18 protein-coding genes are annotated in these 16363 nt (G+C 62.9%); 11 read left to right on the top strand and 7 right to left on the bottom strand.

Annotated elements, in window-relative coordinates:
• Positions 1-45: 45 nt before the first annotated feature.
• The 7 genes from urtE to ureC all read left to right on the top strand — a co-directional run bounded on the left by urtE (position 46) and on the right by ureC (position 5354).
• Positions 46-744: an urea ABC transporter ATP-binding subunit UrtE gene (gene urtE, locus ACODSJ_RS10180; RefSeq protein ID WP_489101604.1), complete on the top strand. Its 699-nt coding sequence runs from the start codon at positions 46-48 to the stop codon at positions 742-744.
• Between the two features lie 31 nt (positions 745-775).
• The gene (locus ACODSJ_RS10175; protein ID WP_489101603.1) at positions 776-1618 is read left to right on the top strand and encodes an urease accessory protein UreD; all 843 of its coding nucleotides are present in this window, start codon (positions 776-778) and stop codon (positions 1616-1618) included.
• Positions 1619-1822: 204 nt separating this feature from the next.
• Positions 1823-2125, top strand: coding sequence for an urease subunit gamma (ureA, locus tag ACODSJ_RS10170; RefSeq protein ID WP_123415109.1), 303 nt, complete (start codon positions 1823-1825; stop codon positions 2123-2125).
• 9 nt (positions 2126-2134) lie between these two features.
• On the top strand, positions 2135-2668 hold the full coding sequence (locus tag ACODSJ_RS10165; protein WP_489101602.1) for a GNAT family N-acetyltransferase: 534 nt from the start codon (positions 2135-2137) through the stop codon (positions 2666-2668).
• A gap of 5 nt (positions 2669-2673) precedes the next feature.
• On the top strand, positions 2674-3207 hold the full coding sequence (locus tag ACODSJ_RS10160) for a GNAT family N-acetyltransferase (protein ID WP_489101601.1): 534 nt from the start codon (positions 2674-2676) through the stop codon (positions 3205-3207).
• Entirely contained in the window at positions 3204-3512 is a 309-nt protein-coding gene (locus ACODSJ_RS10155; protein ID WP_489101600.1) for an urease subunit beta, read from the top strand. The genes ACODSJ_RS10160 and ACODSJ_RS10155 overlap by 4 nt, the downstream gene beginning before the upstream one ends.
• 141 nt (positions 3513-3653) lie before the next feature.
• Positions 3654-5354, top strand: coding sequence for an urease subunit alpha (ureC, locus tag ACODSJ_RS10150; protein WP_489101599.1), 1701 nt, complete (start codon positions 3654-3656; stop codon positions 5352-5354).
• A gap of 188 nt (positions 5355-5542) precedes the next feature.
• On the opposite strand, the gene ACODSJ_RS10145 is transcribed toward ureC, so the two are convergent.
• Entirely contained in the window at positions 5543-5842 is a 300-nt protein-coding gene (locus ACODSJ_RS10145; RefSeq protein ID WP_489101598.1) for a chaperone modulator CbpM, read from the bottom strand.
• 228 nt (positions 5843-6070) lie between these two features.
• Positions 6071-7009 carry a DnaJ C-terminal domain-containing protein gene (locus ACODSJ_RS10140; protein ID WP_489101597.1) on the bottom strand — a complete coding sequence of 313 codons (939 nt, stop codon included), beginning with the start codon at positions 7007-7009 and terminating at the stop codon, positions 6071-6073.
• A gap of 69 nt (positions 7010-7078) precedes the next feature.
• On the opposite strand from ACODSJ_RS10140, the gene ACODSJ_RS10135 reads away from it, so the two are divergent.
• Both ACODSJ_RS10135 and ACODSJ_RS10130 read left to right on the top strand, forming a co-directional pair.
• Entirely contained in the window at positions 7079-7309 is a 231-nt protein-coding gene (locus tag ACODSJ_RS10135; RefSeq protein ID WP_489101596.1) for a hypothetical protein, read from the top strand.
• A complete protein-coding gene (locus ACODSJ_RS10130) occupies positions 7306-8580 on the top strand; it encodes an Hsp70 family protein (protein WP_489101595.1) in 1275 nt (424 codons plus the stop codon). The genes ACODSJ_RS10135 and ACODSJ_RS10130 overlap by 4 nt, the downstream gene beginning before the upstream one ends.
• 131 nt (positions 8581-8711) lie before the next feature.
• On the opposite strand, the gene ACODSJ_RS10125 is transcribed toward ACODSJ_RS10130, so the two are convergent.
• The 4 genes from ACODSJ_RS10125 to ACODSJ_RS10110 form a co-directional block, all read right to left on the bottom strand.
• Positions 8712-9725 (bottom strand): AI-2E family transporter, encoded by a 1014-nt coding sequence (locus tag ACODSJ_RS10125; protein WP_489101594.1) that lies wholly within the window; start codon positions 9723-9725, stop codon positions 8712-8714.
• A gap of 268 nt (positions 9726-9993) precedes the next feature.
• Positions 9994-10302, bottom strand: a complete 309-nt coding sequence (locus ACODSJ_RS10120) for a PsiF family protein (RefSeq protein ID WP_489101593.1) — start codon at positions 10300-10302, stop codon at positions 9994-9996.
• A gap of 71 nt (positions 10303-10373) precedes the next feature.
• Positions 10374-11264, bottom strand: coding sequence for an alpha/beta fold hydrolase (locus ACODSJ_RS10115; protein ID WP_489101592.1), 891 nt, complete (start codon positions 11262-11264; stop codon positions 10374-10376).
• Positions 11265-11398: 134 nt separating this feature from the next.
• A complete protein-coding gene (locus tag ACODSJ_RS10110) occupies positions 11399-12037 on the bottom strand; it encodes an FMN-dependent NADH-azoreductase (protein WP_489101591.1) in 639 nt (212 codons plus the stop codon).
• A 130-nt stretch (positions 12038-12167) separates the two neighbouring features.
• Between ACODSJ_RS10110 and ACODSJ_RS10105 the strand changes: the two genes are divergently transcribed.
• Positions 12168-13109, top strand: a complete 942-nt coding sequence (locus ACODSJ_RS10105; RefSeq protein WP_489101590.1) for a LysR substrate-binding domain-containing protein — start codon at positions 12168-12170, stop codon at positions 13107-13109.
• A 178-nt stretch (positions 13110-13287) separates the two neighbouring features.
• Here ACODSJ_RS10105 and ACODSJ_RS10100 read toward each other — a convergent pair whose 3' ends face one another.
• Positions 13288-15363 (bottom strand): AsmA family protein, encoded by a 2076-nt coding sequence (locus tag ACODSJ_RS10100; RefSeq protein WP_489101589.1) that lies wholly within the window; start codon positions 15361-15363, stop codon positions 13288-13290.
• A gap of 390 nt (positions 15364-15753) precedes the next feature.
• On the opposite strand from ACODSJ_RS10100, the gene ACODSJ_RS10095 reads away from it, so the two are divergent.
• Entirely contained in the window at positions 15754-16221 is a 468-nt protein-coding gene (locus tag ACODSJ_RS10095; RefSeq protein WP_489101588.1) for a hypothetical protein, read from the top strand.
• The last annotated feature ends 142 nt before the right edge of the window (positions 16222-16363 follow it).

Genomic DNA, 16363 nt, shown 5'->3' with positions numbered 1-16363 from the left:
CAGAAACCGATTGCTCCCACAGGTGACTTGAGGGGAATTCAAGACATGTTGCAAGTCGACAAACTGCACCAATACTACGGCGGCAGCCACATCCTGCGGGGCCTGTCGTTCGACGCCAAGGTCGGCGAGGTGACGTGCCTGCTGGGTCGCAACGGCGTGGGCAAGACCACGCTGCTCAAATGCCTGATGGGCCTGTTACCGGCCAAGGAAGGCGCGGTGAACTGGGAAGGCAAGGCCATCACCGCGCTCAAGCCGCACCAGCGGGTGCACGCCGGCATCGCCTACGTGCCCCAGGGCCGCGAGATTTTCGGACGGCTGACGGTGGAAGAAAACCTGCTGATGGGCCTGTCGCGTTTTCCCGGCGCCGAAGCCAAGGAAGTGCCGGCGTTCATCTACGAATTGTTCCCGGTACTGCTGCAAATGAAACAGCGCCGTGGCGGAGACCTGTCCGGCGGCCAGCAACAGCAGCTCGCCATCGGCCGGGCCCTCGCCAGCCGTCCGCGCCTGCTGATCCTCGACGAGCCCACCGAAGGCATTCAGCCGTCGGTGATCAAGGAGATCGGCGCGGTCATCAAGAAGCTCGCGGCCCGGGGCGACATGGCGATTTTGCTGGTGGAACAGTTCTACGACTTCGCCGCCGAACTGGCCGATCAATACCTGGTGATGTCCCGGGGCGAAATAGTGCAGCAGGGGCGCGGAGAAAACATGGAGGCCGAGGGTGTGCGCGGGCTGGTTACGATCTAGTCTCTAGCGTCCGGACGACATTCAGAAAATCATGAATCTACCTGTATCGCCATCCGCCTTGTTCACCCCCAGCTGGCACGCCGAGCTGGACTTGGGCTATGCCCGCTTCGGCGACTGCACGCGCCCGGTCCAGCGCCGCCACAAGGGCCCGCTGCGGGTGCAGAAGCACTTGTACGCCGAAGGCCCGCAAGTGTGCCAACACATCATCGTCCACCCACCCGGCGGGATTGCCGGTGGCGACCGGTTGGACATCGCGGCCCACGTCGGCCCCGGCGCGTGGACACAACTGACCAACCCCGGCGCAGCCAAGTGGTATCGCGCCACGGCACCTGCGTACCAACAACTGACCCTGAGCGTGGCCCCTGGCGCGACCTTGGAATGGCTGCCCCAGGAAACCATCGTCTTCAGCGCGGCCCAGGCCGAACTCGGCACCCAGATCGATCTGCTGGGCGACGGGCGTCTGTTCTACTGGGACATGGTTGCCCTCGGCCGTCCGGCCAGCGGCGAGCGCTTCGACCACGGGCACTTCCAGTCACGGCTGGACATCCGCCGCGACGGCCAGTTGCTGTGGCACGAGCGCCAGCGCATCGTCGGCGGTGATGGGTTGCTCGACTCGCCCATTGGGCTGGGTGGCGATCCGGTGTTTGCGACGCTGGTGGTGACCGGCGAAATCGACAGCGAACTGCTGGAGCAGTGCCGCGCCCTGGGCCATGACGTGCGCGGTGACCTGACCCAATTGCCCGGCCTGGTCGTGGCGCGGTGCCTGGCGAGCGAGGCGTTGCTGGCGCGGGGGTGGTTGGTTGCATTGTGGCGCTTGCTCAGGCCTGCATTGCTTGGAAGAGAGGCCGTACCACCACGAATCTGGAGTACCTGAATCTGCTTTTCCTGTGGGAACAATGGCATGCAAACAATGAACCTCTGTGGGAGCAAAGCTTGCTCGCGATAAACGATGACGCGGTCCATCTGAGCGACCGAGGCGCTGCTATCGCGAGCAAGCTTTGCTCCCAACCAGGTTTTTGCTCCCACAGTGGAATGTATTTTACAGAGACAATTTTTTACCTGCCCTTATGGATTGCACATGGACCTGACCCCACGCGAAAAAGACAAGCTGCTGATCTTCACCGCCGGCCTCGTCGCCGAACGACGGTTGGCTCGTGGCTTGAAGCTCAATTATCCGGAGGCCATGGCCTATATCTCCGCGGCCCTGCTCGAAGGCGCCCGTGACGGTCAGACCGTGGCCGAGTTGATGCATTACGGCACTACCCTGCTCAACCGCGAACAGGTGATGGAAGGCATCCCGGAAATGATCCCCGAGATCCAGGTCGAGGCGACGTTTCCCGACGGCACCAAACTGGTCACCGTCCACCAGCCCATCGCCTGAGGATGCGCCATGACCTCTGTCATTCGTGACGCCCTGCCCACTGACCTGCCGGCGATCCGCGAGATCTACAACGACGCGGTGCTCAACACCACGGCGATCTGGAATGAACAGCTCGTGGACCTGGGCAACCGCCAGGCCTGGCTCAGCGCCCGGCAATCCCAGGGTTATCCGGTGCTGGTGATCGTCGATGGCGAGCAGAACGTACTCGGCTACGCTTCATTCGGCGACTGGCGACCCTTCGATGGTTACCGGCACACCGTGGAGCATTCGGTCTACGTGCGCCGCGACCAGCGCGGCAATGGCCTCGGCCCGTTGTTGATGAGCGCGCTGATCGAGCGCGCCAGGGCCTGTGGCAAACACGTCATGGTCGCCGCCATCGAGAGCGGCAATGCCGCCTCGATTCGCCTGCACGAGCGCGCCGGTTTTGTCACCACCGGGCAGATGCCCCAGGTGGGCATCAAGTTCGGCCGCTGGCTGGATCTGACCTTCATGCAGTTGGTCCTCAATCCCGGGGCGCTGCCGCCCGTCTTCGACAAGGAGTGATGCCTATGAACCCCGCCCAGTTGCGTCGAGTCCACGCCGAAAGCTTTGCGCATTATCGCCAGGGCCTGATCGATCTGTTGCTCGACGCCGTCGGGTACGGCGCCAGCGTGGGGTTCATGGCCGACCTCGATGCCGCCCAGGCCCGCGCCTATTTCGACGAGGTCCAGGCCAGCCTCAACCAGGGCCACCTGCTGCTGTGGGTGGTGGTCAAGGATGAACAGGTGCAGGCCAGCGTCCAGCTTGCCCTGTGCCAGAAGCCCAATGGCCTCAACCGCGCCGAAGTGCAGAAGCTGCTGGTGCGCGGCGAGGCCCGCCGCCGGGGCCTGGGCCAGCAATTGATGAGCGCCCTGGAACTCGGCGCCCGCCAGCACAAGCGTGGCCTGCTGTACCTCGACACCCAGGCCGGCTCCGAAGCCGAGGCGTTCTACCGCGCCATGGGCTACACCCGCGTCGGCGAACTGCCCGACTACTGCCTGAGCCCGGATGGGACATCCACCCCGACCGCCATTTACTACAAGATTTTGGGGCAACCGCAATGATTCCAGGGCAATACCAGGTCCAGCCTGGCGACATCGAACTCAACGTCGGCCGCCGCACGCTCACGCTGAACGTTGCCAACCGCGGCGACCGGCCGATCCAGGTCGGCTCGCACTATCACTTTTTCGAGACCAACGACGCCCTGGCCTTCGACCGCGAGGCCTGCCGTGGCATGCGCCTGAACATCCCGGCCGGCACCGCCGTGCGCTTCGAACCGGGCCAGAGCCGCGAGGTGGAACTGGTGGACCTGGCCGGGCATCGCCGGGTGTTCGGGTTTGCCGGACGGGTCATGGGCGATCTGGACTGACACGCTCTCGTGGCGAGGGAGCTTGCTCCCGCTCGGTTGCGCAGCGACCGCAAAAAATCGAGGGCCGCTGCGCAGCCCAGCGGGAGCAAGCTCCCTCGCCACAATGGACTGCATACGACTTAAGAATCTCAAGGCGAGCACATGAAGATTTCGAGACAAGCCTACGCCGACATGTTCGGCCCCACCGTCGGCGACAAGGTCCGCCTGGCCGACACCGAGCTGTGGGTCGAAGTGGAAAAGGACTTCACCACCTACGGCGAAGAAGTGAAGTTCGGCGGCGGCAAGGTGATCCGCGACGGCATGGGCCAGGGTCAGTTACTGGCCGCCGACGTCGTCGACACCTTGATCACCAACGCGCTGATCATCGACCACTGGGGCATCGTCAAGGCCGATGTCGGCCTCAAGGACGGTCGCATCGCCGCCATCGGCAAGGCCGGCAACCCGGACATCCAGCCCGGCGTGACCATCGCCATCGGCGCCAGCACCGAAGTGATCGCCGGTGAAGGCATGATCCTCACCGCCGGCGGTATCGACACCCACATCCATTTCATCTGCCCGCAGCAGATCGAAGAAGCGCTGATGAGCGGCGTCACCACCATGATCGGCGGCGGCACGGGCCCGGCTACCGGGACCAATGCCACCACTTGCACCTCCGGGCCGTGGCACCTGGCGCGCATGCTCCAGGCCGCCGACGCCTTTGCAATGAACATCGGTTTCACCGGCAAAGGCAACGCCAGCCTGCCGGAGCCGTTGATCGAGCAGGTCAAGGCCGGTGCCATCGGCCTGAAACTGCACGAAGACTGGGGCACCACCCCGGCCGCCATCGACAACTGCCTGAGCGTGGCCGATCAGTACGACGTACAAGTGGCGATCCACACCGACACCCTTAACGAGTCCGGTTTCGTGGAAACCACCCTCGCCGCGTTCAAGGGCCGCACCATCCATACCTACCACACCGAAGGTGCCGGTGGCGGTCATGCGCCGGACATCATCAAGGCCTGCGGCTTCCCCAACGTGCTGCCCAGCTCCACCAACCCGACCCGGCCGTTCACCCGCAACACCATCGACGAACACCTGGACATGCTGATGGTCTGCCATCACCTGGACCCGAGCATCGCCGAGGACGTCGCGTTCGCCGAAAGCCGCATCCGCCGCGAAACCATCGCCGCCGAAGACATCCTCCACGACCTCGGCGCGTTCTCGATGATCAGCTCCGACAGCCAGGCCATGGGCCGCGTCGGCGAAGTCATCACCCGCACCTGGCAGACCGCCGACAAGATGAAGAAACAGCGCGGCGCCCTGCCCGGCGACGGCGAAGGCAACGACAACTTCCGCATCAAGCGCTACATCGCCAAATACACCGTCAACCCGGCGATCACCCACGGCATCAGCCATGAAGTAGGTTCCGTCGAAGTGGGCAAGTGGGCCGACCTGGTGCTCTGGCGTCCGGCGTTCTTCGGGGTCAAGCCGACCTTGATTCTCAAAGGCGGAGCGATTGCCGCCAGCCTGATGGGCGACGCCAACGCCTCGATCCCGACGCCGCAACCGGTGCACTACCGACCGATGTTCGCCAGTTTCGGCGGTTCGCGACACGCCACCTGCCTGACCTTCATCAGCCAGGCCGCCGCCGAGGCGGGGTTACCGGAACAGCTCGGGCTCAAGAAAAGAATCGCCGTGGTCAAAGGTTGCCGGGACGTGCAGAAGACCGACCTGATTCACAACGACTACCTGCCGCACATCGACGTCGATCCGCAGACCTACCAGGTCAAGGCCGATGGGGTGCTGCTGTGGTGCGAACCGGCCGAGGTGCTGCCGATGGCGCAGCGGTATTTTCTGTTTTGAATGGCTGACCTGACCGAACGCAGAACCTGTGGCGAGGGAGCTTGCTCCCGCTGGGCTACGCAGTAGCCCCAAACCAGCAGCGCCCTTCTGGCTGACGGAACGCGGTGAATGGTTTTGGGCCTGCTTCACGCAGGCCAGCGGGAGCAAGCTCCCTCGCCACAGGTATTCCAACTGCCTCTCGTCTGGTTTCACTCCACCAACCGCCCCAGCCGTTGCTTGAGCATACGGTTCTCGTTGCGCAGTTGCTGCACTTCCTCCAGCAGGTCCAGCGCCAGGGCGACGCCGTCCCATTCCAGTTCCAGCTCGCGCCGCAGCTTGGCGGCGCGGCGGGCCAGGACCAGTTCGTAATCGGTGAATGTCCAGTCCTTCGGGGCCGCGCCATGGGGCTCGAGGATGCCGTGCTCGACGATCTCGATCACATGGACATCCGCCAACGCGGCGGCCTCGCAGAATTCCATCAGGTTCAGTTCAATGATCGGGTTGCTCATATGCTGCTTCTCCCAATGCTTTAACTGTCGAGTCTAGTCAGAATTGCGGCAAGTCCGGCGATAACTGTGGCGAGGGAGCATGCTCCCGCTCGGCTGCGCAGCAGTCGTAAAAACCTGCCAACCGGTTTTTCCTGCTGCTCCGTGTCGCATGGTTTTGGGGCTGCTGCGCCCGAGGCGTCGGACCGTCCCAGCGGGAGCAAGCTCCCTCGCCACAGGGGTTGCAGCCGGTCAGAAGTTCTCCCGCGGATCGAACGCCGCCTTCTTCGCCAGTTCCGCCCACAGCGCCTTGACCGCGTCGTCGCTGGCCTTGGGCATCACGGCCTTGAGTTGCACGAACAGGTAACCACGCTCGCCCGCCTTGTTGCGCAAGCCGTGGCCCTTGGCGCGCATGCGCTGGCCGTTCTGGCTGCCGGCCGGGACCTTGAGGTTGATCTTGCCGGTGAGGGTCGGGACCGCCACTTCGGTGCCCAGCGCCAGTTCCCACGGCGCCAGGGGCAAGGTGATGATCAGATCCTGGCCTTCGACGTCGAACTTGGGGTGCGGCGCAAAACGAATGGTCAGGTACAAATCGCCATTGGCGCCGCCACCAATACCCGGCGCACCCTGGCCCTTGAGGCGGATGCGCTCGCCCTCGGTCACCCCCAGCGGGATCTTCACGTTCAGGCTCTTGCTGGTGTTGCTCACGTGCTGGCCGGCCGCGTTGTATTGCGGCACCTGGAAACTGACCTTTTTCGAGTCGTTGGACAGGGTCTCTTCCAGGAAAATCGGTAATTCCATTTCCACGTCTTGCCCTCGACGGCCGGCGCTGCGACCTGACTGTCCGCCACCAAAACCCGGCCCACGATTACCGAAGATCGAACTGAAGAAGTCCGAGAAATCCCCCCCGTCCTGGCCACCAAAACCGCCACGGCTCTGCCAGCCCGGCGGGCCCTGGAACGGCTGGCCGTGCTGACCGTAACGGCGCAGATCATCGTATTCGGCGCGTTTGTCGGCGCTTTTCAGCGCTTCATAGGCTTCGGAGACGTCCTTGAACTTGGTCTCGGCGTCCTTTTCCTTGCTCACATCCGGGTGGTACTTGCGCGCCAGCTTGCGATAGGCGGCCTTGATCGTGGCGTCGTCAGCCGTCGGCTCGACACCCAGGATCTTGTAATAGTCTTTGAAGTCCATCGAAGGATCACCATCCGTTATCGATATCGCACCGCCCTGTGCAGCATGCCCGGGTCCAGGCCCCTGGGCTTGATCAATCTCAAGGTTTGTGACCAGGCGGTGCTTGAAAAAGTTTATCGGCAGCCGGTGGCGGTTCTTCTATCCGCCCTGCGCTGCCAGACCTATGCCTGCAAGTTTGGGGATAAAACCGCGTCTTTCAAGGCCAATGTTCGTGAATTAGCAGATAACTGGCCTTCGAATCCGCGCCACACTGGCATACACTGCGCGGCCGTTTTTTTGACCGGAACCTCAAAGACATGAAAACCGCATCCCCGGCCCGTGCCTGCGGCATCGACTTCGGCACGTCCAACTCCACTGTCGGCTGGCTGCGTCCCGGCATGGAAACGTTGATCGCGCTGGAGGACGACAAGATCACCCTGCCCTCGGTGGTCTTTTTCAATCTCGAGGAGCGCCGTCCGGTGTATGGCCGCCTGGCCCTGCACGAATACCTGGAAGGCTACGAAGGCCGGCTGATGCGCTCGCTCAAGAGCCTGCTGGGCTCCAAGTTGATCAAGCACGACACCAGCGTGCTGGGCACTGCGATGCCGTTCAAGGATTTGCTGGGCCTGTTCATCGGCCAACTGAAGAAGCGCGCCGAAGCCACTGCGGGCCGGGAGTTCGAAGCCGTGGTGCTGGGCCGTCCGGTGTTTTTCGTCGACGACGACGAAGCCGCCGACCAGGAAGCGGAAAACACCCTGGCGGACGTCGCCCGCGCCATCGGTTTCAAGGAAGTTTCGTTCCAGTACGAGCCCATCGCGGCGGCCTTCGACTATGAATCGACCATCGATAAGGAAGAGTTGGTGTTGATCGTCGACATCGGCGGCGGTACCTCGGACTTCTCCCTGGTGCGCCTGTCACCCGAGCGTCGTAACCACGACAACCGTCACGACGACATCCTCGCCACCGGCGGCGTGCACATCGGCGGTACCGACTTCGACAAACAGCTGAGCTTGCAGGGCCTGATGCCGCTGTTCGGCTACGGCAGCCGGATGAAAAGCGGCGCCTACATGCCCACCAGCCACCACATGAACCTGGCGACCTGGCACACCATCAACTCGGTGTACTCGCAAAAGTCGACCCTGGCCTTGAACAGCATGCGCTACGACATCGAAGACACCGGCGGCATCGACCGGCTGTTCAAGTTGATCGAACAGCGAGCCGGGCACTGGTTGGCCATGGAAGTGGAAGAGACCAAGATCCAGCTGACCCACACCGAGCAGCGTCAGGTGGCGCTGGACCGGATCGAGCCGGGCTTGAGCGTGGAGCTGAGCCGGGCGCTGTTCGAGTCGGCCATCGATGGGCTGCTGGAACGGGTGCGCGCCAGCGTCACGCAACTGCTCGCCGAGGCCAACGTCGGCGTAGAGCAGGTGAACACGGTGTTCTTCACCGGCGGCTCCAGCGGCATCCCGGCGCTGCGCAACGGCGTCTCGGCCATGCTGCCCCAGGCGCGGCATGTCGAAGGCAATATCTTTGGCAGCATCGGCAGCGGGTTGGCGATCGAGGCGATGAAGCGCTACGGCGCGCAGGCCTGAGCTGATACCGAGGCGCAACCATCGCGAGCAGGCTCGCTCCCACATTGAACTGCGTTCCGTCTGAAAGAACGCGGTCAACTGTGGGAGCGAGCCTGCTCGCGATGACGTCAGAACAGGCGACGCCTATCAAATCAAACCATCCCCAACTGCTTCAACTCACTCTTGAGGTACGCATAGTAGATCGGCCCCGCCACCACCCCCGGCAGGCCGAACGCGGCTTCGAACACCAGCATCGCCATGAGCAGTTCCCAGGACTTGGCGCTGATCTGCCCGCCGACAATGCGGGCATTGAGGAAATACTCGAGCTTGTGGATCACGATCAGGTAGCCCAGCGCCGCCACCGCCACCCAGATCGACAGCGACAGGCCGACGATGGTGATCAGGGTGTTGGACATCAGGTTGCCGATCACCGGCAGCAGCCCCAGCAGGAAGGTCATCACGATCAGGGTCTTGGTCAACGGCAGCTTGATGCCGAACAGTGGCAGCACCACCGCCAGGAAAATCCCGGTGAAGAACGTGTTGAGCAGGGAAATCTTGATCTGGGCGAAGACGATGTTGCGAAACGCCTGGACCAACAGGCTCAGGCGATCGTACAACGCGGCGGCCAGGGGTTTGCGCTTGGTCAGGTCGGGGATGCGCTGCAAGGCGACAATGGCCCCCAGCACCATGCCGATCAGCAACGTCACGAACATGTGCGCGACGTCCTTGCCCACCAGTTGCAAATCACTCAGGTGCTTGCTCACCCAGTCACCGATCGCCACCCGGAACTCGGCGGCGCTGGCCGGCAGGTAAGCATCGAGGAAGGGTGGCAACTGACCACGGGCGCGCTCGACCACCCCCATGAACTTATCCAGGGATGCGCCGGGATTTTCCGCCTCGTGCAGCAAGAAGCTGAAGGCACCGGCGAAGATCAAGGTCAGCACACTGACCACCAGGGTGCCCAGCAATGCCACCGCCAGCCAGCGGGCACGCCGGCCTTCGATCAGGCGTTGCAACTGCGGGGTGAGCATATTGACCAGCTCGAACACCAGCAAGCCGGCCAGCAGGCTCGGCACCAGGCGCAACGGCAGCATCATCAACAACCCACCAAAAATGATCACCCAACTGATCACCAACAACACATGACGCTGAGAAAACGTTGGCATACAGCCTCGGGACAAAACGGCAGAGAGAATCGCAAGTCTGCCAGCGTTCCACCGGCAGCACTAGAGATTGTATCGGCCGACCTTGGTCGAGGTTCAGGTGTTTTTTTAGCGCCTGTGAGGGCCTCAGCGCGCAGGCCTTGCTCCCACTGCTTTTCCTGTGGGAGCAGGCGTGCTCGCGAATGCGATCTGTCAGCGACATTGATGCTGGCTGACACACCGCTTTCGCGAGCACGCCCGCTCCTACAGGAGATAGGCCCCACAGACCGGCTTATTTGGTCTTCAGGCAATCACTCATGAACGCTTTGCGCGCATCGCCCTTCAAGGCCTTGGTGGTGGCCGTGGCGTTGCAGGTCTTCATGCGTTCCTGCGGCGTAGTCGGTGCAGCCGTGGCGGCGGGGGCGGCAGGGGCGGCCTTGAGGCAATTGCTCATGAAGGCTTTGCGCTCGTCACCCTTGAGCGCCTTGGCGGTGGCGTCGGCGTTGCAGGTGGTCATCTTGGTCTGTTGCGCCGTGGCGGCAAAACCTTGGGCGCACAGCAACAGACCCATCATCAACAAAGGGACACGCAGCATCTTCATGGTGTTTCTCCTGAGGGCCGCACGAGGGTGCGGTGGTGAAGTGCAGTGTAGACAAAGCTTGTTACACCGGCCTACACCCCAGCAGCCTTCAACCGCTCGGCATGCTCGACAAACAGACCAATCGGTTCGGCGCCCTTGCCAACCAGCCCCAGCGACTGGTTGACGATGTCGAAGTGGTCCAGCGGGTAGTCGTCGCGGATGACCGTGCCCAGGTGTGAGCTGTAGCGCCCGACCATGCCGTCGCACTGCCCCGTTTCCTTGACGAAGGTGCCGGCAAATAAACGGCAACTGCGGTGGGTGCCGTCGAACAGGTTGCGCCCCTTGTCGGTCTTGCCGGGCTGCAAGGTCCCGGACCAGGAGTAGTAACGAACGCCGTTGACCTCTTCGGCCCCGTGCCCGCCCCAGGCCGGCGGCAAGCCCTGTGGATAACGCTGGTTGAACAGCGCCACGCCGGCAGTGGTCAGGGAAGCATGGGAAGCGTGCACATCCACCGGTAGCCTGGGCCCACGGTAGCCGCTGTCGAGCAGACTCATCAGGGCGTTGACCAGCCGCAACACGACGCTGAGTACGCGCCCCCTGGCGCTGTCGGCCGGGTAATGAGCCTGCAGGTAATCGGCCAACTCCGAGCCGTGGTTGGCCCCGGCCACCGACGTCACCGACGCCACCAGGTCCGGGCGCCTGGCCGCCGCATAGCGGGCAGTGAGGCTGCCCTGGCTGTGGCCGATCAGATTGACCTTCGACGCCCCGGTTTGCCGCAGGATCTCTTCGATCCGCGCCAGCAACTGCTCGCCGCGCACCTCGGACGAATGCAGCGGCGAGACCTTTACCGGTACCACCACCGCCCCACCGCGACGCAACGCCGGGACGATCCCGTACCAGTACGGATACAACACCAGGCGGATGAAGCCGAGCATCCCCGGAACCAGTACCAGCGGGTAGCGAGTGGCGCAGCGTTGCGACATGGGGACATCCTTGCGGTCAAGAGGTGCTCAGCATCGGTACCGATGATGACCAGTCTATGACAGCCAGATGAATCCGTGGCGAGGGCGCTTGCTCCCAGTGGGTCGGCCTGACGTCTCGGGCGCAGCAGCCCCTCTCAGAAGGACCGCGCGAGCGCCAGCAAGCGCTCCTCGGCCTCGGCACAGGACAACGCAAAGCTGCGCTCGGCCGACTCTTCGCCTTCGGCCGCCACCACCGTCACATCGGTGATGCCGATGAACCCCAGGACCGTGCGCAGCATCGTATCGGCGTGGTTCATGCTCTCCCACTCGCCGCCGGGGCCGAAGCCGAAACCACCGCGACTGGTCACGATCAGCGCTTTCTTGCCGTGCAGCAGCGGCTCGTAATGCGGCACACCGTTGTCCAGCGTGTGGTTGAAGGTCAGCCCGAGGCGCACGATCTGGTCGATCCAGGCCTTCACGCCGCTGGGAACGCTGAAGTTGTACATGGGCGCGGCGATCACCAACCGATCATGGGCCATGAGTTCCTCGACCAAGACATCGCTCAAGGCCAGGTCCGCTTGCATCACCTGCGGCCGTGCCTCGGGCTCCGGGTAGAACGCTGCGGCGATAAAGGCCTCGCTGGCCGGCGCGATCAGCGCCCGACCGACTTCGCGACGCGTCACCTGGGCCTGCGGATGGGCGGCCTGCCAGGCCGAGACAAAGGTTTCCGCCAGGCGCCGGGAATGGGAACGTTCGCCACGAGGGCTGCCCTGCACCACAAGAATATTGCTCATCTGAATCTCCTTCGTTTGCGACTACAATCAATACAGCTTGTGCTGCGCAGCTTGTAACCCAGAGCTGTTTCCAGACAAATGAGGGTTAGTTCATCTGGATGAATTAATTTCATCCATAGGGAGAATTCAAATGTTCGCCAACCTGCCGCTCAATGCCTTGCGCGCCTTCGAATCAGCTGCGCGGCTGCTCAGTTTCAAGGCCGCCGCAGCGGAATTGTCGGTCACGCCGACGGCGATCTCCCATCAGATCCGCTCATTGGAAACCTGGCTGGGGCTGATGCTGTTCGAACGCCTGCCTCGCCAGGTGCGGCTCACCGACGGCGGGCAACGCCTGTTCCACAGCCTGCATGGGGCCTTGCTGGAGGTGGCGCAAAGCGTCGACACCCTGCGCCCGCAACGCAGCACCACGCACCTGACTTTGTCCACCACCGCCGCGTTCGCCGCCCTGTGGCTGGTGCCGCGCCTGGGCCGTTTTTATGCCCGCCACCCGAACATCAACGTGCGCCTGGACACCCATTGCGAGGTGATCGACCTGCACCAGGACGCCAGCGTCGACCTGGTGCTGCGCTACAGCCTGGAGACCTATCCGAACCTGTACGGCCTGTGCCTGTTCGATGAGCATTTCGGGGTCTATGGCTCGCCGGAACAAGTGGCCTTGGCGTCCCAGCAACTGCCGACGCTGATCAGCGTGCACTGGCACAACTCCAAGCTCTACGCCCACGGCTGGGAAGCCTGGTGCGCCCAGGCCGGGGAAACCTGGCTCAGCCGCCAACCGCGCATGCGCGAGTACGACGAGGAACATTACGCCCTGCAAGCGGCGATTGCCGGGCAGGGCCTGGTGCTGGCGAGCAATATCCTCGCCTCGGAAAGCATCGCCAGCGGTTTGCTGGTGGGTTATCGCCCGCATGTGCAGGTCGACGGCGCCGGCTACAGCGCCTTGTGCGTACCGGGCCGCGAGCGTCACCCGCCCGTTCGGGCGTTCTTCCAATGGCTGGAGGAAGAAGCGCAACTGTCGGGGGATTCATTGAAAAATTCGCAGGCGCTTTTTCAGACGCGTGCGACTCAGGCCTGACTTCCTGGCCGATCAGGCATACCGCTATCGTCGGATCGCCGCCCGGAGCAGGCTCGCTCCCACAGGTTTCAAGGTGGACATAGCCTTTGTGAATACCCCCCGGATCTCGACGCGGGAGTGAACTTTGTGGGAGCAAAGCTTGCTCGCGAGGGGCCAGTAGCCCCGTCGCAAACCAAGACTAGCGTGTAGGTTTGACCGTCACCGGCGCCTTGCCCGCCTTCATCTGCTCCAACAGCGGTGCACACTGGTTCGGCTCGCCGCCACTGGGAGCCACCAGCGCCAGCAAGCCGGCTGCCGGTGCCGCGATGACACCCAGCGCCACCATCCCCGCACCGCGCAGCATCAGCGGCACGGCCTTGACGCCGGCGGCGGGCTTGGCGAAGGTGCCCCGGACATACAGCGGCGAGCGCAGGGAGATCAGCCGCCAACCCTTGGATTCCGGTGTGACGGTCAGGTCCAGTTTCTCGCTGGCCATGTCCGCCGTGCCGTCGATGTAGATGATCGCGTTCTCGGTGTCGAACACGAACAGGCGGGTGGTCGCCAAGCCAGTCTTGATGTCGAAATCGGCCGCCGCGCAGTTGATCTTCACTTCCTTGTCGCCAAAGATTTTTCCCACCACGTAGTTGCCCACGTTCAATCCGGCCAGTTCCATCAACTCGCGACTGATGGCGCCATCGTTGATCAGCATTTTCAGCTTGCCGTTGGAAGTGCCCAGCAACGCCGCCACGGAATTGCCGCGGCCGGTGATATCTGCGTCGCCGTTCAACTCACCGAAACTGGTTTTCATCGGTTCGAAGCCCGGGAACAGTTGCTTGAGCTTGAAACCTCGCGCCGTCAACTTCGCCTGGCCCTCAAGGGGTTGGGCGCGGCCATCGAGGCGGATCTGCGCATCGAGTCGCCCGCCCGCTACACCGAAACGCAGGGGTTCAAGGCTCAGTTGACCGTCGTTGAGCACCAGATGGGTATACAAGTCGCTGAATGGTAGGTCCTTGCTGTGGACGATACGCTTGCCAGTGAATTCCACGTCGGCGTCCATCACGCTCCAGCGCTCGGTGCGAAACGCTTCCACCGGCAACACCTTGTCGGAAGGCTGCTTGCTGGCCGCGCCACGGGCCTTTTGCTCGGTGTTGGAGTCCGCGCCGATCAACGGGGCCAGGTCGCTGAACAGCAACTGGTTGGACAGCAGCGAACCACTGAGCTTCGGCCGGGGCTGGCTGGCGACATAGGCCAGGTCGCCGTGGATATCGCTGTCGCCGATCTTGCCGTTGAAGGCTTCGTAACGGAACAGCGCCCCGCCCGGTTCATGGAGCTTGGCGCTCAGGTGGCCATCGGTGGCGTAGGGCGGCGAGTCCGGCAGGGTCACGCCGGTCAGCGGATAGAGATTGGCCAGGCTCTTGCCGGACAGTTTCAAGCGCAGATCCAGGGCGCCGAGGTTCATCGGGTCCGTCAGGGTGCCGGCGAGTTCTACCTGGGTGTCGGCAATTTTCGCCTGGGCGTGCAACGGAAAGGGCTGCGACGCGTCCTGCAAGGCCAGCAGGCCACCGACCTTGCCGGAGCCGACCACGCTCTGTCCGTGGTACTGGCCATTGACCTTGAGGGCAAACACATAATCCTGGGGCGCGGCGCCTTGCTCCCGGGCTTTTGTCGCCACTTTTTCGCCGACGATATCGCTGAACGGGATCGGTTTGCCCAACGGCTCGACCTGCAGGTCGAGGCGAGTCTTGAGCGTCTGGTCGTCCAGGGTGACGTGACCTTTGTCGAAACCAATAGCACCGATGTCCACCACCCAGCTGGACGGTTCGGCATTCGGGTCTTTCGGATCGAACTGAAACGTCCAGTTGGCGCGGCCGTCGGCCAGGCGTTGCAGGTTGGCGTCGGGCTCGGTCAGGTCGATACGGGGAATCGCTACCCGCCGGGCCAGCAGGGCCAAGGGCGAGATGCGCAACTCGACGCGCTTGAGCGTCGCCATCTGCGGGGTCTTCGACCAATCCGGATTGCCCAGGCTCAAGTCTTCGGCCACCACATGCGGCCAGGGCAGCCAGGCGCGCCAACCCCCTTGCTGCGCTTCGCGCTGCCAGACCACGGCCAGGTTGCCATTGATAGCGAATGGGCGGTGCAACTCCTCGGAAACCTTCGCGTTGAGCGAAGGCTTGATCCGGTTCCAATCGAAGAAAGCGATGACCACCACCAGCACGGCGAGCAGGGCAACAAGACTGGCGAAACTCCAGGCAAGGATTTTTGAGGTGCGCGTCATGCACAAGGCTCCTGAAAAAAAATCCAGCGTCCAAACCACGACGACTGGGAAACCGAGCCTGTGGTCGGCCCGTTGTGAATAAAGGATTGGACTGGCGAAGCGGCCGACAGGTTTAACCCCATGTGCGACGAACGGCAGAAAAAACGATCTGGATCCTGACCATCCAGACAACTATCTGTTACCTCTTCCGCACCTTTCGAAGGCAGCACTGGGTACAAAATACCCATTACCGCGCAAAACCGCTTCCCTGAAAGGCCCGTGCTAGAGCCTTCCCCCAGAACAATCAATTCCGTTGATTATTATCATTGTGCTTATGAACTTTTATATCGATTTATCGAGAGTAGCATTGCCCTCGTACCCACTTTTCAGCCCTCCCGAGGAGCAACGATCATGAAACGCCAATTACTGATGAGCCTGTCCCTTTCACTGCTGGCCTCTACCGCTTTTGCCCTGCCAGCGTCCGAACAAGCCACACCTCAGGTCAAGGACAGCCATTCTGTCTACAGCCAGACCGTCGCCGAAGGTGGCCGTGATCGCCTGGAACAGAAAGGCCTGGTTGAAGGCGGTGGCGATCGTACCCCACAACGCGACGCGTTGGCCGCCGATGGTGCCGACCGCACTCCACAAGGCCAGACCCTCGCCGCTGATGGCACCGACCGCACCCCACAAGGCCAGACCCTTGCCGCTGATGGCACCGATCGCACCCCACAAGGCCAGACCTTGGCAGCTGATGGTTCCGATCGCACTCCACAAGGCATAGAACTGGCGGCCGACGGTTCCGACCGTACCCCCCAAGGCCAGCTCGTTGCCGCCGACGGTGGTGACCGCGTGATCGAACGCAACGGCACAGTGAGCTGAGCCCATGGCGGCCCGGAAAAAAGCCCGATTCCCGCAATCGGGCTTTTGCTTTTCAAGCGCCCCTATTCAGTCCTTGTCCCCCCGCTACCGTTCGACGTCGGCAAAGTCGATTTGCTAGAGTGCGTCGTTCCCCTGAACCAGA

The organism is Pseudomonas sp. FG6 (genome assembly GCF_057809015.1).
This window is presented reverse-complemented; position numbering and strand designations above follow the sequence as displayed.